This is a genomic window from Rhizobium sp. RSm-3, assembly GCF_001854685.1.
Taxonomy (GTDB): domain Bacteria; phylum Pseudomonadota; class Alphaproteobacteria; order Rhizobiales; family Rhizobiaceae; genus Rhizobium; species Rhizobium ecuadorense.
In genome coordinates this window covers 57,432-76,012 of the sequence record NZ_MAWZ01000035.1, presented here as the reverse complement: position 1 = coordinate 76,012, position 18,581 = coordinate 57,432, and the positions used below count along the sequence as shown (strand labels likewise).

General features: G+C 62.6%; 21 protein-coding genes. 16 read left to right on the top strand and 5 right to left on the bottom strand.

Translation table 11 applies throughout. The annotated features are described in order from the left end of the window. Positions 1-25: 25 nt before the first annotated feature. Positions 26-649: a TIGR00730 family Rossman fold protein gene (locus BBJ66_RS23260; RefSeq protein WP_083335609.1), complete on the bottom strand. Its 624-nt coding sequence runs from the start codon at positions 647-649 to the stop codon at positions 26-28. Positions 650-803: 154 nt separating this feature from the next. On the opposite strand from BBJ66_RS23260, the gene BBJ66_RS23255 reads away from it, so the two are divergent. From BBJ66_RS23255 to BBJ66_RS35045, 5 genes are all read left to right on the top strand, one after another. Beyond that, a complete protein-coding gene (locus BBJ66_RS23255) occupies positions 804-2,828 on the top strand; it encodes a LysM peptidoglycan-binding domain-containing protein (RefSeq protein ID WP_071090137.1) in 2,025 nt (674 codons plus the stop codon). 198 nt (positions 2,829-3,026) lie between these two features. Next, positions 3,027-4,904, top strand: a complete 1,878-nt coding sequence (locus tag BBJ66_RS23245) for an ABCB family ABC transporter ATP-binding protein/permease (RefSeq protein ID WP_071090131.1) — start codon at positions 3,027-3,029, stop codon at positions 4,902-4,904. Then, positions 4,888-5,736, top strand: coding sequence for a phosphatidylserine decarboxylase (locus BBJ66_RS23240; protein WP_338012723.1), 849 nt, complete (start codon positions 4,888-4,890; stop codon positions 5,734-5,736). Before BBJ66_RS23245 ends, BBJ66_RS23240 begins: the two co-directional genes overlap by 17 nt. 26 nt (positions 5,737-5,762) lie before the next feature. Further along, complete coding sequence (gene pssA / locus BBJ66_RS23235; protein WP_049733894.1) at positions 5,763-6,608, top strand: CDP-diacylglycerol--serine O-phosphatidyltransferase; 846 nt, start codon at positions 5,763-5,765, stop codon at positions 6,606-6,608. 278 nt (positions 6,609-6,886) lie between these two features. Then, on the top strand, positions 6,887-7,033 hold the full coding sequence (locus tag BBJ66_RS35045) for a hypothetical protein (RefSeq protein ID WP_167347791.1): 147 nt from the start codon (positions 6,887-6,889) through the stop codon (positions 7,031-7,033). Positions 7,034-7,070: 37 nt separating this feature from the next. Here the strand turns inward: BBJ66_RS35045 and BBJ66_RS23230 are convergent, their stop codons facing one another. Together BBJ66_RS23230 and BBJ66_RS23225 are read right to left on the bottom strand one after the other, a co-directional pair. After that, on the bottom strand, positions 7,071-7,835 hold the full coding sequence (locus BBJ66_RS23230) for an SOS response-associated peptidase (RefSeq protein ID WP_071090128.1): 765 nt from the start codon (positions 7,833-7,835) through the stop codon (positions 7,071-7,073). A 41-nt stretch (positions 7,836-7,876) separates the two neighbouring features. Beyond that, positions 7,877-8,197 (bottom strand): YnfA family protein, encoded by a 321-nt coding sequence (locus BBJ66_RS23225; protein WP_049734129.1) that lies wholly within the window; start codon positions 8,195-8,197, stop codon positions 7,877-7,879. Positions 8,198-8,275: 78 nt separating this feature from the next. Between BBJ66_RS23225 and BBJ66_RS23220 the strand changes: the two genes are divergently transcribed. The 8 genes from BBJ66_RS23220 (at position 8,276) to BBJ66_RS23185 (ending at position 13,332) form a co-directional block, all read left to right on the top strand. Beyond that, complete coding sequence (locus tag BBJ66_RS23220) at positions 8,276-8,692, top strand: NUDIX hydrolase (RefSeq protein WP_071090563.1); 417 nt, start codon at positions 8,276-8,278, stop codon at positions 8,690-8,692. 34 nt (positions 8,693-8,726) lie between these two features. After that, complete coding sequence (locus BBJ66_RS23215; protein WP_071090126.1) at positions 8,727-9,173, top strand: TIGR02301 family protein; 447 nt, start codon at positions 8,727-8,729, stop codon at positions 9,171-9,173. Positions 9,174-9,276: 103 nt separating this feature from the next. Continuing rightward, on the top strand, positions 9,277-9,534 hold the full coding sequence (locus BBJ66_RS23210) for a hypothetical protein (protein WP_003574226.1): 258 nt from the start codon (positions 9,277-9,279) through the stop codon (positions 9,532-9,534). Positions 9,535-9,552: 18 nt separating this feature from the next. After that, entirely contained in the window at positions 9,553-10,311 is a 759-nt protein-coding gene (locus BBJ66_RS23205; protein ID WP_049733892.1) for a hypothetical protein, read from the top strand. A gap of 100 nt (positions 10,312-10,411) precedes the next feature. Continuing rightward, a complete protein-coding gene (gene ygfZ / locus BBJ66_RS23200; protein ID WP_071090560.1) occupies positions 10,412-11,266 on the top strand; it encodes a CAF17-like 4Fe-4S cluster assembly/insertion protein YgfZ in 855 nt (284 codons plus the stop codon). A 29-nt stretch (positions 11,267-11,295) separates the two neighbouring features. Beyond that, positions 11,296-11,868 carry a YfbR-like 5'-deoxynucleotidase gene (locus BBJ66_RS23195; RefSeq protein WP_071090123.1) on the top strand — a complete coding sequence of 191 codons (573 nt, stop codon included), beginning with the start codon at positions 11,296-11,298 and terminating at the stop codon, positions 11,866-11,868. After that, complete coding sequence (locus BBJ66_RS23190) at positions 11,865-12,395, top strand: tyrosine phosphatase family protein (RefSeq protein WP_071090120.1); 531 nt, start codon at positions 11,865-11,867, stop codon at positions 12,393-12,395. Before BBJ66_RS23195 ends, BBJ66_RS23190 begins: the two co-directional genes overlap by 4 nt. A 58-nt stretch (positions 12,396-12,453) precedes the next feature. Continuing rightward, positions 12,454-13,332, top strand: a complete 879-nt coding sequence (locus BBJ66_RS23185) for a mechanosensitive ion channel family protein (RefSeq protein WP_071090117.1) — start codon at positions 12,454-12,456, stop codon at positions 13,330-13,332. A 40-nt stretch (positions 13,333-13,372) separates the two neighbouring features. Here BBJ66_RS23185 and BBJ66_RS23180 read toward each other — a convergent pair whose 3' ends face one another. Next, entirely contained in the window at positions 13,373-13,888 is a 516-nt protein-coding gene (locus BBJ66_RS23180; RefSeq protein WP_049733889.1) for a superoxide dismutase family protein, read from the bottom strand. A 194-nt stretch (positions 13,889-14,082) separates the two neighbouring features. Further along, entirely contained in the window at positions 14,083-14,424 is a 342-nt protein-coding gene (locus tag BBJ66_RS23175; RefSeq protein ID WP_049733888.1) for a hypothetical protein, read from the bottom strand. Between the two features lie 437 nt (positions 14,425-14,861). Between BBJ66_RS23175 and BBJ66_RS23170 the strand changes: the two genes are divergently transcribed. From BBJ66_RS23170 to BBJ66_RS23160, 3 genes are all read left to right on the top strand, one after another. Next, positions 14,862-16,757 carry a putative bifunctional diguanylate cyclase/phosphodiesterase gene (locus tag BBJ66_RS23170; protein ID WP_071090114.1) on the top strand — a complete coding sequence of 632 codons (1,896 nt, stop codon included), beginning with the start codon at positions 14,862-14,864 and terminating at the stop codon, positions 16,755-16,757. A gap of 159 nt (positions 16,758-16,916) precedes the next feature. Continuing rightward, the gene (locus BBJ66_RS23165; protein WP_049733886.1) at positions 16,917-17,561 is read left to right on the top strand and encodes an HD domain-containing protein; all 645 of its coding nucleotides are present in this window, start codon (positions 16,917-16,919) and stop codon (positions 17,559-17,561) included. A 59-nt stretch (positions 17,562-17,620) separates the two neighbouring features. Then, positions 17,621-18,478 (top strand): MOSC domain-containing protein, encoded by an 858-nt coding sequence (locus tag BBJ66_RS23160; RefSeq protein ID WP_071090111.1) that lies wholly within the window; start codon positions 17,621-17,623, stop codon positions 18,476-18,478. Positions 18,479-18,581: the final 103 nt, after the last annotated feature.

Below are 18,581 nucleotides of genomic sequence, written 5' to 3'. Positions count from 1 at the left end.
CTGGGCAGTCCGGGCTCTTGCCCACCTACATCTTCGAGATCACCTCGTCCTCGCCGTCGCGATCGGCGGCGAGTTGGGCGGCCTGGGCCATGATTGCCGGAATGATGCCGGAGATCTCGTCGACGACGAGCGGCTGCACCCGGTGGGCGGTGTGCAGGAAGCCCTCTTCGGTCATGTGGCGCATCAGTTCCATCATCGGATCCCAGAAACCGTTGACGTTGGCAAAGACCATCGGCTTTTCGTGGCGGCCGAGCTGCGCCCAGGTCATGATCTCGACGATCTCCTCCAGCGTGCCGATGCCGCCGGGCAGCGCGACGAAAGCATCGGAACGCTCGAACATCGTATGTTTGCGCGCATGCATGTCAGGGGTTACAATAAGCTCGTTGAGCTGACCGAGCGAGTGGCGAGTCGCTTCCATATCGATCAGGAATTCGGGGATGATGCCCGTGACCTGACCGCCGCCTGAAAGCGTGCCGCTTGCAACCGCGCCCATGATGCCTTTGGTACCCCCGCCATAGACGAGGCGCAGGCCGTATTCGGCGATCTCTCGTCCGAGAGCACGCCCGGCCGCCATGTGGGAGGGATCGCGTCCCGGCCTTGAGCCGCAGTAAACGCAGATGGATCGAATCGATACAGATTGGTCGGTCATGGGGGCAAACAACTATTCCATTTCAATGCAGTCAAGAAAATTGACTGAAAAGCAGCGTCGCGAGCTTGCCGAATTGCTTTGAATGCTTGTGAAAAGCAACGGGAATCGCTAGCAATTTCGGTTACTACGGCAAATTGCCGCCTGGGGAGACATAATGATGAAGAACCGTGCCGGCTTGCTGGCCCTTGCAGTGCTCGCAATTGCAATCCTACTGATGGTGTTTGTCGTCATGCCGCGCATCGGCGGCGATGCAGCCAAGGTCGGCGACGCTATCAACCAGGCGAGCACGGAGCTCAAGGACACGGTTAACGAGTCGGCAAAGACATCGCGCCCCGCTGCAGCGGACGCGGCTTCCGTCGCCGACAAGGTGGGCCGCCTTTCGGCGGAGGCAGGCGTGTCGCTCACCGAACTTAAGGCGCTGTTTGCCGACGGCAAGGGCCCCGCCGACGATGTTTTCACCGCCGCCAAGACCAAGGCCGTCGATGCACTGACCGCGCTTGCCGGTTTCGCCATTCCCGAGGGCCTCGATCCGGCGACCCAGACACTTGCCACGAAAGCCAAGGACGGCGGCGCGAAGGCGCTCGCCATTGTCCAGTCGCTGCCGGAGAACATCACCGATGCGCTTGCCGCGATCGCCAAGGCCGAGGCTGCGCTGACCGGTGCGCCTGAGCCTGGGGCGAGCACGGCGGCGAATGCCGGCCCGAAGCTTCCCGCCTTCGACGTTTTGCGCGTCGAGCCCGACGGCTCGACGGTGATTGCCGGCTCCGCCCAACCGAACGGCAAGCTCGAAGTGCTTGACGGCGAAAAGGTCGTGACGACAGCCAATGTCGATGCCAGCGGCGATTTCGCCGCCGTTCTCGACGATCCGCTGGCCGCCGGCGACCACCAGCTCGTGCTCAAGTTTACCGGCAAGGACGGCACGACCACGCTTTCCGAAGAAGTCGCGACCATCTCCGTGCCGAAAGACGGCAACGGCGCCAACCTGCTCGCCATGGTCTCCAAACCCGGCGCGGCAAGCCGCATCATCACCGCGCCGAAGGCCGGCACCGAAGTCGCCGATGCCTCCAACCCGACGGTTCCGGCCGCCGACAACCCGGCAACGGGCCAAGGTTCGACCGGGTCTGCCGCTACCGGCGAGTTGGCGCTGCAGACGCCTAATGTCACCGACCCCGCCTCCGGCGCTGCGACTGCGCCGGCCATTCCAGGCGCCGCCGAACCCGACAAGTCGAATGCGCCCGATGTGATGGTCAATGCCGTCGAGATCGAGGGCAACAAGATTTTCATTGCCGGCACGGCGCGCGCCCACGCCAAGGTCCTCGGCTATGCCGACGACAGCCTTGTCGGCCAGGACACCGCCGGCTCCGACGGCCATTTCGTCATCGACGGTGTGGTGGCGCTCTCGGTCGGCGATCATAAGATCCGCGTCGATGTCGTCGATCCCGCCGGCAAGGTGATCGTGCGTGCGGCGGTGAATTTCAATCGCCCGGCGGGCGACCAGGTGCGGGTCGCCGCGCAATCCGTCCCCGCCGACGCAAACGGCGGCTCCTCGATGGTGCCGCTCGACGAAGCTGAGCTCGGCAAGCGCAAGGCCGAGGCCGGCAAGGCCTTCGGCCTGCTGAAGGGGCTGTTTGCCGACGGCAAGCTGCCCGGCGCCGAACAGCTTGCGGCGGCGCGCTCGGCAACCGAATTCGCTCTGCGCTCGGTCGCAGATTTCCGTCCGGGGGCCGATGCGCCTGAAACCTTCAAGCAAGCCTCCGGCGCTGCCTCGCAAACCGCGACCAGCGCGTTAAAGGTGCTGCAGGCCTTGCCGAAGGACGCAAAGTCCGTCGGCGCAGGCCTCGACGGACTGGGGGCGATCATCGCCGAACTTTCCGCATCCCCCGCGCCGGCCGCGCCTGATGCAAACGACGCGGCAGGCAACCAGCCGAAAACGATCGAACAGGCGCCTCTGACGGCAAACAACGCGGCTGTCATCATCCGCCGCGGCGACACGCTGTGGCAGATTTCGCGCCGCACCTATGGTCTCGGCGTTCGGTACACGACGATCTACATCGCCAACGAGGACAAGATCATCGATCCGGATCGCATCCGCCCCGGCCAAATCTTCGGCCTGCCGAAGGATGCGCTGCCGAATGCCGAGGAACTGCACCGCAAACGCCTGTCCAACCGGCACCTCTAAGCGCCAAACAACATGACGAGGCCGGGCGGGCTAACCGCCCGGCCTGTCTTTTCCTGAACCCGGTATTTGTTGTATTCGTCCGCCCGGTATCCTATCTGGCGGTGGCGGGGAGAGCGCTTTGGGCACATCCCGGTTTCGCGCTCTTGCCCGCATCGAAGCGCGGCAATCGCCGCAAGCCCATCCGGGCTGGAGACAAGCATGGCAAACGGCAAGACAGTCTCGGAATCCAACCTGCTGCGCACGCTTCTCAACCTCTGGCCCTATATGTGGCCGGCCGGACGGCCCGACCTCAAGATGCGCGTCGTCTGGGCCTCGGTGTTCCTGCTGATTTCCAAATTCGTGCTGCTGCTCGTCCCCTATTTCTTCAAGTGGTCGACCGATGCGCTGAACGGCAGGATGGATCTGGCCGGCTCGGTGCCGCCGCTGCTTGCCGGCGCCATCGCCCTTGTCATCGCCTACAACATCACCCGCCTGATCCAGCTCGGCCTCAACCAGTTGCGCGACGCGCTGTTTGCCAGCGTCGGGCAGCATGCAGTGCGCCAGCTGGCCTACAGGACCTTCGTGCATATGCATGAGCTGTCGCTGCGCTTCCATCTCGAGCGCAAGACCGGCGGCCTCTCGCGCATCATCGAGCGCGGCACCAAGGGCATCGAGACGATCGTGCGTTTCACGATCCTCAATTCTGTCCCGACCGTCATCGAATTCCTGCTGACGGCGGTGATCTTCTGGTGGGGTTACGGCTTCTCCTATCTCGCCGTTACCGCCTTCACCGTCTGGGCCTATATCTGGTTCACTATCCGCGCATCCGACTGGCGCATCGCCATCCGCCGGTCGATGAACGACAGCGATACCGACGCCAACACCAAGGCGATCGATTCCCTCCTCAATTTCGAGACCGTCAAATATTTCGGCAACGAAGAGATGGAAGCAAAGCGCTTCGACAAATCGATGGAGCGCTACGAGAAGGCGGCGACCGATGTCTGGACCTCGCTCGGCTGGCTGAACTTCGGCCAAGGCGTCATCTTCGGCATCGGCACGACGATCATGCTGGTGTTGTCGGCGCTGGCGGTGCAGCGCGGCGAGCAGACGGTCGGCGATTTCGTGTTCGTCAATTCGATGCTGTTGCAGCTTTCCGCGCCGCTCAACTTCATCGGCTTCGTCTACCGAGAAATCCGTCAAGGCTTGACCGATATCGAGCAGATGTTCGATCTCCTGGAGGTCAAGGCAGAAGTCAAGGACGCGCCCGATGCAGCCGAGCTTCTAATCGGCCAGGGCGCGATCGCCTTCAAGAATGTGCATTTTGCCTACGACCCGGCCCGTCCGATCCTGAAGGGCATTTCCTTCGAGGTCCCAGCCGGCAAGACGGTTGCCGTCGTCGGCCCTTCGGGGGCCGGAAAATCGACGCTGTCGCGCCTGCTCTATCGTTTCTACGATATCCAGAGCGGCGCCATCACCGTCGATGGCCAGGATATCCGCACGGTGACGCAGAAGAGTCTGCGCTCAGTGATCGGCATGGTGCCGCAGGATACCGTGCTCTTCAACGACACGGTCGCCTATAACATCCGCTACGGCCGGACATCGGCGAACGACGGCGAGGTCTTTGCGGCAGCCGAGGTGGCGCAGATCGCCCATTTCATCGAAATGCTGCCCGAGGGGTTCGAAACCAAGGTCGGCGAGCGCGGGCTCAAGCTTTCGGGCGGCGAGAAGCAGCGGGTGGCGATCGCCCGCACCATCCTCAAGGCACCGCCGATCCTGATCCTCGACGAGGCGACATCGGCGCTCGACACGACGACGGAAAGGGAAATCCAGACGGCGCTCGACGTGGTGTCAAAGAACCGGACGACGCTGGTTATCGCCCACCGGCTGTCGACTGTCATCGGCGCCGACGAAATCATCGTGCTGAAAAGCGGTGAGATTGCCGAACGCGGGACGCATGCCGCCCTGCTCGAACAGAACGGTCTCTACGCCTCGATGTGGAACCGCCAGCGCGAAGCGACACAGGCGGAGGAACATCTGAAGCATGTGCGCGAAAGCGACGACCTGGGCGTGATCACGCGGCTTGCGCCGGCAAGCTGAGCCGGGAGCGACACCGGCCAAGCTTTTGTTGTTCAGAACCCCGGCGTCGGAACCAGGGCCGGGGCCACAGCATTGCCCCGGAGACGGTTTTTCGCTAACCAGCAAAAAACGACAACGCAAGGAGACCGGCAGCATGAGCCTGTTCAACACGGTTCGCAACACGATCGTCCCCGTGCATAAGGAGGGCTATCCCTTCGTTGCCGCCTTCTTCGTCGCGTCGCTGATCCTGGGCTGGATCTTCAAGCCGCTCTTCTGGATCGGCATGATCTTCACGCTGTGGTGCGCCTATTTCTTCCGTGATCCCGAACGTGTGACCCCGCAGGACGACGATCTGGTGATCTCTCCGGCTGACGGCAAGGTCTCGGCGATCCAGATGGTGACCCCGCCGGCCGAACTCAATCTCGGCTCCGAGCCGATGCTGCGCATCTCGGTGTTCATGAACGTCTTCAATTGCCATGTGAACCGGGCACCGATGCGCGGCCGCATCGTCAGCATCAATTACCGCTCGGGCAGCTTCGTCAACGCCGAGCTCGACAAGGCGAGCGAGGACAATGAACGCAACGGGCTGGTGATCGAAACCCGGCACGGCCAGATCGGTGTCGTCCAGATCGCCGGCCTCGTGGCACGGCGCATCCTCTGCTGGGCAAACCCCAACGAACCGGTGGATGCCGGCGAGCGCTTCGGGCTGATCCGTTTCGGCTCCCGGCTCGACGTGTTCCTGCCGGCTGGTGCTGCGCCACGCGTCTCGCTCGGCCAGGTAGCGATTGCCGGGGAAACTGTCATCGCCGAATTCGCCTCCGCCAAGGGTCCCGTCATCAGCCGCCGCAGCTAAACTCCAGGTCCAGATTGGAACGCGATATGGAAACGCCCTTTCCGCCTTTCGAGCCCAATGGTCCGGATGATTCTGCCCGCGGCCCGCGTCTGCGTGAGATCCCGCTCCGTCTCGTCTTTCCGAACCTCATCACCATTCTGGCGATCTGCGCCGGGCTGACCGGCATCCGGCTGGCTTTCGAGAACCGTTACGAGCTCGCCGTCTCCATGGTACTGGTCGCCGCCTTCCTCGATGGCATCGACGGGCGCGTGGCCCGGCTGATGAAGGCAACTTCGAAGTTCGGCGCGCAAATGGATTCGCTTGCCGATATCGTCAATTTCGGCGTCGCCCCCGCCCTCGTCGTCTATGTGTTCGCGCTCGACCAGGCGCGCTCGCTCGGCTGGATCGCCGCGCTGATTTATGCGATCGCCGCCGGCCTTCGGCTTGCCCGCTTCAACGTCATGGCCGAACGCGAGAACAAGGCGAGCTGGCAATCGGAATATTTCGTCGGCGTGCCGGCGCCGGCCGGCGCCATGCTGGTGCTGCTGCCGGTCTATCTCGGCTTCCTCGGCCTGGCGACGGACCGCACCTTCGCCTATGTCTCGTCGATCTACACCGTCGTCATCGCCTTCCTGCTGATCAGCCGGCTGCCGGTCTGGTCGGGCAAATCGGAAGGCAACCGGCTGCGGCGCGATCTCGTGCTGCCGATGATGCTCGGCGTCGTGCTCTATGTGGCTCTGCTGATGAGCTACACCTGGGAAGTGATGGTCTTTACCGTTGCCGCCTACCTCGTATCGCTTCCCTTCGGCGCGCGGAAATGGCGGCGGAAATACGGGACGCTGACGATCGAGGAACCCGGCGTCGGCGACGACGATATCGGCCGGCACATCTGACGCGGGCGCATTTCCCGATCTCTTCGCGTGATCGGCATGCTTCTCTCGTCACTTCCCGCCTTCAGAGCCGCTGCGCGCTTTTCCCCGGAAAAGCGGTCGTGCACTTTTACTGGAACTGCTCTCTTCAGTAAGTATTAACCAACGTAGGCTTCAGTTAAGCCTCGCGAATTATGGTGCGCGTTTACAAATCCTGATAGGCCGCGACGCCATTTTGTCGCTATTTGTGACCAAACATCAAACTACAAAATACCCTGGGAAGAACCACGTAGGAGAGTATCGTGACTTCGAAGAAGAGCAACAGCGGCGAACAACAGACGGCCAAGCCCGACCTCGCCGCCAACTATCGCCCCGTCGGCCTCAAGGCTGTTGCAGCGGCATCGCTGATGGCCAAGCACAAGCCGGCCAGCGTCAAGAAATCCGCCTAAAACGTCGGCACGACCAAGGAAGAGCGACGGATAGTGTTCAGAAGAAACTGAGCTGGCCGTCGCCAGGCCTCTGCTTTTCCGGAGCCTTCAGCGGCTTTTCGACGACCACCGGGTGCTGCAGGTCGGGACCCATATTGGCGACCTTGTTGACCTTGTCGGAGACCGGGATGGCCTCGAAAAAATCCTCCTGAACCGGCCGCATCAGGTCCACCACTTCGCGCGGTTCCTGCGTCTTGCAATCCAGCCAGCGCGAAAAATCTTCAGGCTTGATAATGACGGGCATGCGATCGTGAATCGCCGATATGCCCGAATTGGCCGATGTCGTCAGAATCGCACCGGTATCGACCTCGGAACCATCCGCCGAGGACCACGTCTCCATCAGCCCGGCAAAGGCGACGATCCCGCCCTGACGCGGCCTGATCCAATAGGCTTGCGGCGGCTCGCCGCTTTCTTTGGACGGGCGATGCCATTCATAGAAGCCGGAGGCCGGGATGAGCACGCGGCGATGACGCATGGCTGCCCGGAAGGAGGCCTTGCCGATCGAGGTCTCTGAGCGGGCGTTGATCAGCAGCGGGAAGTCCCTCGGATCCTTGACCCAGGCCGGCGTGAGACCCCACCGCACCAGCACGGCGCGCCGATCGGCCAGGTTGCTTCCCTGCTCCCTCCCCTCGCCCGATATGACGACGAGGATCGGCTGCGTCGGCGCGATGTTGTAGCGCGCCGGAAAATCGTCGAGATCGAGACCGGAGAAAAATTCGCGCAGGTCGGCGCTGGAGCTTGTCAGGGCGAAACGTCCACACATCGGCTTGTCTTTGCACCCGGCTTGAGTCCGGTCAAGGCGCGTCAGCCTCTCGGCCCGAAGAGGATCATGCTCGTTCCCGCAAGGCAGATCAGCGCCCCGCCGATATCGTAGCGATCGGGCACGCGGCTTTCCACCAGCCACAGCCAGAGCAGTGAAGCCAGAATGTAGATGCCGCCATAGGCTGCGAAGGTGCGGCCGGCGGCCTCGCTCGGCACCAGCGTCAGAAGCCAGGCGAAAAGCGCCAGCGAGACCATGCCAGGCGCCAGCCACCAGACGGGCTTTTCAAGCTTCAGCCACGCCCAGAAGGCGAAGCAGCCGGCAATCTCGAAGACGGCGGCAAAGGCATAAATGATGTAGGTCACCAAAGCTCCTTTCGAGCCATCGCATTTCTTCAGCGATAGTCATCGGGTAAGATGGGCCATCACAGCAAGAGCCATCTCATGATCCCCACCGTCAAAGCCGCCTCCTCCGCCATTCTCGAACGGGATGGACGATTCCTTCTGGTATTGCGGCGCAATCCGCCTTCCGCCGACATGCATGCCTTTCCCGGCGGGCGAGCCGAACCTGATGAAACGCCGGAGCAAACGGCGCTGCGCGAATTCCGCGAGGAAACCGGCATTTCGGTGCGCAATCCACAGCTGTTTTCGACCTATGACCTGAAGACCCATGCGGCTGATGGCAGCCTCAGCAGCCATTTCTTCCTGTCGGTCTTTCGTGTCGAGGCAGATGGCGATGTGGTGGCGGAAGCCGCCGACGATGCGGCCGCCGTCGGCTGGTATACGCTGGAGGAAATCCGGCGATTGCCGGTGCCGCAGAGCGTTCTCGAATGCGCGGAGCGGCTTTCGGGCGGCGAATAGACGTGGAAATTCTCAAGCGCGCCTTGTTGCCGTCATGCTCAAGGTATCAACTGGGAGCATGATTCCCGTTCGACGCGTTTTCCTTTCCCTGCTCGTGCTCGCCGGCCCCACCATGGCGCAAGGCAAGAGCACGCCGCCTCCACGCGACGAGGAGATTGCGCCGCCGCCTGCCGTGACCGTGCCCTATGACGACAAGCTGGCGCGGCTCGCCGAGGTGTTGGGTTCGGTGCATTATTTGAGAACACTCTGCAAGGCGGCGGATGGTGACGGGTGGCGAAACGGCATGCAGCAACTGCTCGATTCGGAGACCGGCAACGAGCCGCAGCGCAAGGAAAAGCTGACCGCAGCCTTCAATCGCGGCTACCGCGCATTCGCCTCCGTCTATACGGATTGCACCGCAGCGGCCATCGTGGCAGAAGAGCGCTACCGTAACGAAGGTGCAACACTCGCCACAGAAATTACCTCGCGTTTTGGAAATTAACGTTTAATTAACCTGTTTTCGCATGTGGACGTGTCGTTTTGGGAAAAGGCTGTTAGTGTTGTTAACGGTGCAGTAAGACATGAGAAGTTCTGAGGAAAAGACAATGGAAGCAAGCCTCAACGAGATCGACGACATGATCGTCCACGAAAAGATGCAGGCGGCTCTGGAGTACCAGAACGAGGCTTGGGCCGACGGCATGGCCGACGGAATCGAGACCGAGATCATCGCTGATGCCGCTATTGCGCATGCCCTGCGCGAGACGATCAGATTGCATGGGGAAAGCAGCGCCGAAGCCCTGCTGGATTCGCTGCGCGAACGCATGCTTGCCGGCGAATTCTCCGCGAACCGCACCCTGCAATAATTATTATCAGAGAGTTTGATGCGCGCCGGTAAAGAGAAAGTTTCGCGGATTCCGCTCGCGCCGGTGCTGTTTGCGTTCAGCCTCGCTGCCGGCAATATCTTCCTCGCGCCGGCAGCCTACGCGCTTTCCGAACTGCACAAGATCCCCGGCCAGGCGGCCAACGACGCGCCGGCCGCGCCCGGAAGCGCTCAGGGACAGAGCCAGCCGCAGGGCGGCACCGCTCCCAGCGTTCCGATGGCCGATCCGCTGGTCAACAGCCAGAACAATCAGGGTGTCGACAAGACGCCGGGCGCCCAGGATGCTTCCAAGCCCGCCGAGGTGATCTACGACATCAGCAAGGTGCCCGAGCCGGTACGCAAGATGCGCGAGCAGATCGTCGAGGCGGCCGCCTCCGGCGATCTCGAACGGCTGCGGCCGTTGATGGGGACCGGCACCGAGCAGACGCAGGTGACTGTCGGCGAGCCCACGGAAGATCCGATTGGTACGCTGAAGGATCTTTCGGGAGATCCCGATGGAGACGAGATCCTCGCCATCATGCTCGACATCGTCTCGACCGGCTTCGTGCATGTCGGCCAGGGTACGGCAGACGAGATGTATGTCTGGCCCTATTTCGCCGAAAAAGACCTGAAATCGCTGACGCCGCCGGAGCGCGTCGAACTGCTGCGCATCGTCACGGCCGGCGATCTTTCCGACATGCAGGAATTCGGCGGATATAATTTCTACCGCCTCGGCATTACGCCTCAGGGCAAATGGAAATTCTTCACGGCGGGCGATTGAAACCCACCTCGCTTTCACCTCTCGCCTTTCGCATGGGGCGCTTGCGATCCACCTTGTGAAGACATACCTCTGAGCGATGACCAACGCGACAGGTTCCGCCATGCCAGCCGTATTCCTGAAAGACCGCTCGCTGCTCTCGATCAGCGGCGCGGAAGCCCAATCCTTCCTGCAGAACCTGATCACCACCGATATCATCTCGCTTGCGCCAGACGAGGCGCGGCCCGGGGCCTTGCTGACACCGCAGGGCAAGATCCTGTTCGACTTCATGATCTGGCAGGACGGCGACGGCTATACGATCGAAACCGATGCCGGCCAGCGCGATGGCCTGTTGAAGCGGCTGACGATGTACAAGCTGCGCGCCGCCGTCACGCTCGCGGCCCGCGCCGAAGAGGGTGTCACCGTTTGCTGGGGCGAAGCCGCCGAGGATGTTTTGGACGGCCAAGGCGTCCGGGACAGCCGTTTCGCCAAGGCCGGCATTACATTGACCCGCAGGGCGGGACGGCACGGCGATGGCGCTGAGGCGCTCTACGACGCGCTGCGTATCGGCCACGGCATCGTCACGTCAGGATCGGATTTCGCCCTGCAGGACGCCTTTCCGCACGACGTGCTGATGGATTTCAATGGCGGCCTCTCCTTCAGGAAAGGCTGCTATGTCGGCCAGGAGGTCGTTTCGCGCATGCAGCACCGCGGCACGGCGCGCCGGCGCGTCGTCACGGTGTCCGCCGCGACGGCTCTGCCGGCGACCGGGACGGAGATCACCGCCGCCGGCAAGCCTGTAGGGACGCTCGGTTCGGTCGACGGCGATCATGGACTGGCGATCGTGCGTATCGATCGCGCCGGCGCGGCAATGGCCGCAGGCACGCCGCTGCTCGCCGGCGAAACACCCGTTTCCCTCGTCCTGCCGGAATGGTCCGGCCTCGTCTTTCCCACGAGCACCGACGAGGCCAGCGCGTGACGACGAAGGCTCCGCGGGCTTGGCAACGCATGCTGTCCGGGCGCAGGCTCGACCTGCTCGACCCCTCGCCGCTCGATGTCGAACTGATCGACATCGCCCATGGGCTGGCGCGTGTCGCCCGCTGGAACGGCCAGACATCCGGCGATCATGCTTTTTCGGTGGCGCAGCACAGCCTCGTGGTCGAAGACATTTTCCGCCGCTTCAACCATGCGTCCCCGCAGGAGTGTCTGATGGCGCTGCTGCATGATGCGCCCGAATATGTCATCGGCGATATGATCTCGCCGTTCAAATCGGTGGTCGGCGGCGGCTACAAGACGGTGGAAAAACGGCTGGAAGCCGCCGTGCACCTGCGCTTCGGCCTGCCGCCGCATCCCTCGCGCGACCTCAAGGACCGAATCAAGAAGGCCGATACGATCGCCGCCTATTTCGAGGCGACGGTGCTGGCCGGCTTCACACCCGCCGAGGCGCAGAAATTCTTCGGCCAGCCGCGCGGCATCAGCAGGGAGATGCTGATGATCGAGCCGCTGCCGGCGGTCGAAGCGCAGCGGCTGTTCTGCGAGCGCTTCGCGGCGATCGAGGCCGCGCGGGAGATGGTGTCGTGAGCTTCATCGTCGTCTCGCCGCTGTCGCGCATCGCGGAAATGGCCGTGCGCCACAAGGCGCGCGACATGATCAGCCTGATCGCCAAGGAGCAGGCCTTTCACCGGCCGGGCGTGATCGCGGCCGACCGTCATCTGACGCTTGCGATGAACGACATCACCTTCAAGGGCACCGGCGGTCTGGTGGCGCCCGACGAAACGCATGTGCAGCGGATTATCGACTTTGCCGCATCGTGGCGGCAGGAGACGCCGCTGCTCATCCATTGCTGGATGGGCGTGTCGCGATCGCCGGCGGCAGCCCTGATCGCCGCACTTTCGCTCGCACCGGATCAGAGCGACGAACAGCTTGCCGGCCGGCTGCGGGCGGCCTCGCCTTTCGCGACGCCGAATGCCCGGCTGATCGAGATCGGCGACGCGCTGCTTAACCGCGGCGGCCGGCTGGTCGCGGCGGTGCGGGCGATCGGACGCGGTGCCGATGCCGACGGCAACGCACCCTTCGTGCTTGCGATCGCCGACGCCGCCTGCGGTTGACGCTGCTGCCATCTGCTCCATCTAGCCCCCGACCACCTACAATCGACAGGGCCAGATCATGCAACAACAGGCAGCCGACGTCCTTCTCGCCACGCAAACGGCGCTCAGCCAGGCGAGCGCGCTGGCGGTGCAATATTCCTTCTCCGTCCTCGGGGCCGTGATCCTGCTCGTGCTCGGCTGGGCGCTCGCCGGTTTTGCCAGCCGCTGGGCCTATGAAGGCCTGTCTCGCGTCCATGGCATCGACGAGACGCTGGCGCGTTTCTTCACCAATGTGCTGCGCTACGCGCTGCTCATTCTGGTGTTCATCACCGTGCTCGGCCAGTTCGGCGTCCAGACCGCCTCGATCATCGCGGCCCTCGGCGCAGCCGGCCTCGCGATCGGGCTGGCGCTGCAAGGAACGCTGCAGAATATCGCCGCCGGCATCATGCTGCTGATCCTCAGGCCCTTCCGGGTCGGGGAATACATCGAGACCAGCAGCGTGGCCGGTACAGTGCGCGAAATCGGATTGTTTGCGACCGAACTCAGGACCGCCGACGGGCTCTACCGGCTAGCGCCGAATTCGACGCTCTGGAACACGCCGATTACCAATTTCAGCCGCGAGGCGACGCGGCGGAACGAGCTGAAGGTCAAGGTGGAGGATGACATCGACCAGGCGATGCAGACACTGATGGGCCTTGCCAAAGCCGATCCCCGGGTGCTGAGGTCACCGGAACCAAGCGTCTTCATCGACAGCCCCGGCGACGGCCCGATCTTCGTGACGCTGCGCTATTGGACAAAGACCGGTGACTGGTGGACGGTCAGCCGCGACATGGCAAAACGCGTCAAACTTGCCTTCGACGAGAACAATCCGACCGTGGTGCCGGCATCGAACGCCGTGCCGGCAAAGGCGTCCAACGGCAGGGCGGCGGCCGAAAAGGCGGCCCTGAGCCGACAATGAGCCGGCAATGAGACATTGATCCCTGAACTTATGCAGCAGACTATTGAATGACGCCGCAGGACAGTCTTTCCCCGGCATCACCGGAGGGCTGGCTGCGATAATCATCCGAATTGGCGTGCACCATCAATGCGCGGCCGCGAATGCCGTCGGTCTTGCCGTCGAGGGTGACCATGCTGTCGAAGACCTGGGCTCTGAGCACACCGTCCTGACCGACATATTGATTGGGCATATCGCCGGCGTGCGGCCCCTTGGCGGCAAGGATGCCGTGCTCGGCCTTCTCGGGGTTGAAGTGACCGCCGGCCGACTCGTGATGGGTCGCGGCGTCGCATCGGCCGGTCTCGTGAATATGGAAGGCCACCCATTTATTCGCCGGCAGTCCCGATATCTCGACCTCGATCAAGACACCGCCGCTGGCGGCAGCCGTCAGTTGCGCGCGTCCGTCCTCCTTGCCGTCCTTGCCGACGAAATTGGCGATCGCCGTCTGTTTGTCCTGGGCGCCCGCCGGGAATGCAGCGGCAAGCAGGCTCAGCACGGCGATGGTGCACATGGCTTTCATGGAGATCTCCTTCCGTCCGGTTGTCCTTCTGAACGTATCAACCCGGAAGGTGTTCCTGATTTCGAGCGCCGCGCGTCCGACAGAGGGCGCTCAGGACGCTCCATCCCTTGGAAGTGGCCCATAGCGCAGGGAGCGCAGGACTGGAAAAGCCGGCCAAACTGCCGACTTGCAGAATCACCAGATTCGGAAGCGGCTCAGGCGGCCGTGTTGAAGTCGAACTGGCCGTAGGTGTTGCGGTAGAGATCGTCCGGCTGATCGCCTGAGGTCGGCGCGGTTTGCTGCAACGGATAGGGAACGGCGATACTGGCTGCCATGCCGCTGTCACGAGAATCCATCATCAGCGCAATCAGGCTGCCGGAAAATTTCGGTTGCGTCTCGCTGGTATTGTCCTCGTCCAGGAGCTCCTTGATGATGCCGGGCTTCTCATCGGCGGCGCGTTCGCCGCGGCTGAGGACGCCGTCGCCATTGGAATCAAGCCGCGAGAGCGTCGCCAGATATGCATATGAGGTGTCGGAAACGGATGTGGTGCTGGTCATACAAACCTCCATTCACCGCCTTTTGCCGGTGGTGTTTGTACGCAATACGAACGTGGAAAATCACTGATTGACTCGCTGGTTAAACTGATTTGCGCGGTGCGTCAATAAGTTGTTAACTTCTCATTAACGATGATTGACAACAGTTAACGGAACGGCCTGAGGCTGACCATCCGCCTGCGCCGGAAGAAGAGGCTTTGTCGTATTTCAGCGATTTTTCACATATAAAACAAACGTCTAACGACGCGACTCCACCGCTGCACTGCAACCGAATATTAATCCCGCCCGTCCAGAATGAGCGTCTCACGATACCACTTGGACGTTTAGTTTATGAAAAATCAATTTAACGGTCACTTTTCGAAGAGTTTTCAATGCAATGAGGTACGTCAATCAGCTGACGGCGACCGTGGCCGTCGCAGCCGCCCCGCAAGAGCCCCCACATGAAAGCTGAAGCGCTCTTCTGGCAGCAATGCAGCCAGGCGGTCATGGCCGATGGATCGGTCGATGCGCAGCGTCTTATGGAGCTTGTGATTGCGACCTATCGGGTCCACGAAAGCGACTATGACGAGATCGAGAGAAGCGCGGAAACGCTGCTGCGCGAGAACCATACGCTGAGAGGCAATATGTCGGCCCTCAGTCAGGCATTCGACGGACAGCAGAGGCTCTTCGAAATCATCCTCAACAACCTGCCGCTCGGTCTCAGCGTCTTCGACGCAGATCAGCGGCTGACGCTTTCCAACATTCGCTTCGGTCAGCTCTTCGGCCTGACGCAAGGCGATGTCACTCCCGGCGTCACAATCGACGACCTCATCGACAAGATGCGCGGTGCGGAGGGCACCAGCGCCAGGCCCGGCCGGCGGGGCGGGCGACACTCCTCCGCCGCCGCAAACAGCAGCAGTATCCGTCGGCGCGAATGGCTGATGGACGACGGCCGCATCATCCAGAGCATGGTGACCATCCTTGCCGACGGCAGCAACATCGCCATTCATGCCGATATTACCGAGGATCGAGAGGCGGCCGAGCGCATCACTTATCTCGCCCACCACGACCCGCTGACCGGTCTTCCGAACCGCATCCATTTCCGCCAGCAGGTCGATGCGGCGCTCGCAGCGCGCAAACCGGACGAGCAGATCGCCCTCGTTCATCTCAACCTCGACCGGTTCAAATCGATCAACAACATGATGGGCGTATCCGCCGGCGACAAGATCCTGCAGCAGGTCGCCGAGCGTATCCGGGCTTCGGCCGGTTCGGAAAACACCCTGGCGCGCCTGGGTTCGGACGAATTCGCCATACTGCAGACGGGCAAGCAGCAGCCGTGGAATGTGACGGCGTTGGCCGAGCAGATCCGCCGCGAGCTTTGCGATCTCTTCCTGCACCGCGAAAAACAGCTGGAGCTCAGCGTCTCGATGGGGATTGCAGTCGCCCCGGGGGATGGCGCTGAAACCGATATCCTGCTGAAACATGCCGGCGTGGCGCTGTCGCACGCCAAGGCAGACGGGCGCAAGCGCGAGCGTTTCTTCGCCGGCGAGATGGAAGCGCAGATGCAGCTCCGCCACGCGCTCGAGGCAGACCTCAGAGCAGCCGTCGAGAAGGAGGAATTCGAGCTGCATTACCAGCCGCTCTATGACCTGTCGCAACGGCGCATCTGCGGCTTCGAGGCGCTGATCCGCTGGAACCACCCGATCCGCGGCCGTGTTGCGCCGATGGATTTCATTCCGCTCGCCGAAGAGGTCGGCCTCATCGTCGAGATCGGCCGCTGGGTTTTGCGCCAGGCCTGCAACGATGCAGCGCAATGGCCTGACGGCATCAAAGTCGCCGTCAACGTTTCGGCGATCCAATTCAGTAACAGCGACCTGACTGAGGACGTCAGCGAGGCTCTTGCCGCCGCTGCGGTGTCACCGTCGCGGCTTGAGCTCGAAATCACCGAGAGCGTGCTGATGGAAAATCTCAGCGAGGTGCTGCCGATCCTGCATGCGCTGAAGGAGCGCGGCATCCGCATCTCGATGGATGATTTCGGCACCGGCTATTCCTCGCTGAGCTATCTCTCGAGCTTCCCCTTCGACAAGATCAAGATCGACAAATCCTTCGTCAACGACATCGCCGACAACAAGGAGGCGCATGCAATCATGCACGCGATCATCCTGCTCGGCGATGCGCTCGGCATGCGCGTCACCGTCGAAGGCGTCGAAACCGCCGCGCAGCTGGCGCTGCTCGAATCCGAGGAATGCGACGAGATCCAAGGCTATCACATCAGCCCGCCGAGACCCGCTCTTGATGTGCCCCATCTCCTTTCCCTGCCGACGAACGGCGGCGAGACGTATCTTCCGAGGTGCTGAATCGGCTTCAATTGCGACTCGCACGGCAAGCCGCTACATAATCGGCAACGGTTCCCGAGCCTTCGTTGTCGCGTGCTTCGACCGAGATGAAATTCCGTACCCGCTTCCGCTCCGATGTTCCATCGACGGAAGACAATCTTCCTCACAACAGGTGGCGCAATGTTCGAGGCCGAAGCATTCTCCCCTCATGAAACGCTCGCCGCGGCGCTGATCGCACACGCGGCCGATGGCGACGACGGCTCGCACGACCTTTCACATATCCTGCGCGTCTTCCGGAACGCCATGCGCATCCATGCTGGAGAAGGCGGCGACGGGCGGGTTCTTGCCGCTTCCGTGCTGTTGCACGACTGCGTCGCCGTCGAGAAGAATTCGCCGTTGCGGGCAAAAGCATCGGCGTTGGCGGCGCAAAAGGCATCGGCGATCCTGTCAGAGCTCGGCTGGTCCGAGGCGGATATCGACGCTGCGGCTCACGCCATCACCGCGCATAGTTTCTCGGCCGGGGTGGCGCCGCAGACGCTGGAGGCAAAGATCCTACAGGACGCCGACCGGCTGGATGCGATCGGCATGATCGGCGCCGCACGCTGCTTCTATATTGCCGGGCGACTGGGATCCGGGCTCTACGATCCGTTCGACCCGGCGGCGGCGGAGCGCCCGCTCGACGACAAGCGCTATGCGATCGACCATTTCCGGACGAAGCTGTTCAAACTGGCGGACGGGTTCCAGACCGAGACCGGCCGCAGGCTGGCGGCCGATCGCGACAAAAGCCTGCGCGACTTTCTCCAGGCATTCATGGACGAGATCTAGAACAGGCCTCAGATCTCAATCCGACTCGGCCTAAAATCATCCTGTTCTGGGAGAACGGCATGCGTATCAGCGACCTCTTTATCTATCCCCTCAAAAGTGCCCGTGGAATTGCCCTGCCTTCGGCCGACATCGACGCCTATGGGCTTCCCGGCGACCGGCGGGCGATGATCACTGATCCCAACGGACACTTCATCACCCAGCGCGAATTGCCGGACCTCGCGCGCATCGAGGTCCGGCCGGAGCCCGGCGCTTTTCGGCTGCTGATGCAGGGAAGGCAGGACATATCGGTGCCGCCGCCTCGGCCTGAAAACCGCATGGATGTGAGCGTGTGGAAATCGACCGTCAGCGCCGCCGTCGCCGATCCCGAAAGCAACCGGCAGCTTTCCCAATGGCTCGGCCGCGAGGTGCGGCTGGTCTTCTTCGACGGCCAGGCCCGGCGGACGGCGAATGCCGAATGGGCCGGCGAAGGCACGCCCGTCACCTTTACCGACGGCTATCAGATCCTGGTGACGACGACCGGTTCGCTGACAGCGTTGAACGCCGACCTCGCCGCCCATGGCGAAGGCAGCGTCGGCATGGAACGCTTCCGGCCGAACATCGTCATCGATATCGACGAGGCCTGGCCGGAGGACCGCTGGGCGGCGATCGAGATCGCCGGCATCCGCTTCGATCTCGTCAAACCCTGCTCGCGCTGCATCATGACGACGCAGGACCAGCTGACCGGTTCACGCGAGGGGCCGAACCCGATGCCATCAATGGGCCGCATCCGCATGTCCGCCGACCGGCGCGTGCCGGGCCCGCTCTTCGGCTGGAACGTCACCCCGCGCGGCAACGGCAGGATCACGATCGGCGACACCGTCCGCGTCGTCGAAGAGAGGCCGGAAGGCTGGGCACTGAAGGCTCGCGCGCGGAGCTAGGTCGAATTGGGCAATGTTGGCTGGACCACGCCTTTTTCCACGCACGCTGCAACGTTCTCCCTCATTCCTGTGCCTGTCACAGGAATGAGGGCGGCGTGGGTTG

Bases quoted from the DNA above. Each gene is read 5' to 3' on its own strand.
- BBJ66_RS23180 (WP_049733889.1), bottom strand. From the start codon at position 13,888: ATGAAAGCCATGTGCACCATCGCCGTGCTGAGCCTGCTTGCCGCTGCA.
- ygfZ (WP_071090560.1), top strand. From the start codon at position 10,412: ATGCCAGCCGTATTCCTGAAAGACCGCTCGCTGCTCTCGATCAGCGGC.
- BBJ66_RS23160 (WP_071090111.1), top strand. From the start codon at position 17,621: ATGCGTATCAGCGACCTCTTTATCTATCCCCTCAAAAGTGCCCGTGGA.
- BBJ66_RS23170 (WP_071090114.1), top strand. From the start codon at position 14,862: ATGAAAGCTGAAGCGCTCTTCTGGCAGCAATGCAGCCAGGCGGTCATG.
- BBJ66_RS23175 (WP_049733888.1), bottom strand. From the start codon at position 14,424: ATGACCAGCACCACATCCGTTTCCGACACCTCATATGCATATCTGGCG.
- BBJ66_RS23210 (WP_003574226.1), top strand. From the start codon at position 9,277: ATGGAAGCAAGCCTCAACGAGATCGACGACATGATCGTCCACGAAAAG.
- BBJ66_RS23255 (WP_071090137.1), top strand. From the start codon at position 804: ATGATGAAGAACCGTGCCGGCTTGCTGGCCCTTGCAGTGCTCGCAATT.
- BBJ66_RS23245 (WP_071090131.1), top strand. From the start codon at position 3,027: ATGGCAAACGGCAAGACAGTCTCGGAATCCAACCTGCTGCGCACGCTT.
- BBJ66_RS23165 (WP_049733886.1), top strand. From the start codon at position 16,917: ATGTTCGAGGCCGAAGCATTCTCCCCTCATGAAACGCTCGCCGCGGCG.
- BBJ66_RS23185 (WP_071090117.1), top strand. From the start codon at position 12,454: ATGCAACAACAGGCAGCCGACGTCCTTCTCGCCACGCAAACGGCGCTC.
- BBJ66_RS23195 (WP_071090123.1), top strand. From the start codon at position 11,296: ATGCTGTCCGGGCGCAGGCTCGACCTGCTCGACCCCTCGCCGCTCGAT.
- BBJ66_RS23260 (WP_083335609.1), bottom strand. From the start codon at position 649: ATGACCGACCAATCTGTATCGATTCGATCCATCTGCGTTTACTGCGGC.
- pssA (WP_049733894.1), top strand. From the start codon at position 5,763: ATGGAAACGCCCTTTCCGCCTTTCGAGCCCAATGGTCCGGATGATTCT.
- BBJ66_RS23215 (WP_071090126.1), top strand. From the start codon at position 8,727: ATGCTCAAGGTATCAACTGGGAGCATGATTCCCGTTCGACGCGTTTTC.
- BBJ66_RS23220 (WP_071090563.1), top strand. From the start codon at position 8,276: ATGATCCCCACCGTCAAAGCCGCCTCCTCCGCCATTCTCGAACGGGAT.
- BBJ66_RS23230 (WP_071090128.1), bottom strand. From the start codon at position 7,835: ATGTGTGGACGTTTCGCCCTGACAAGCTCCAGCGCCGACCTGCGCGAA.
- BBJ66_RS23205 (WP_049733892.1), top strand. From the start codon at position 9,553: ATGCGCGCCGGTAAAGAGAAAGTTTCGCGGATTCCGCTCGCGCCGGTG.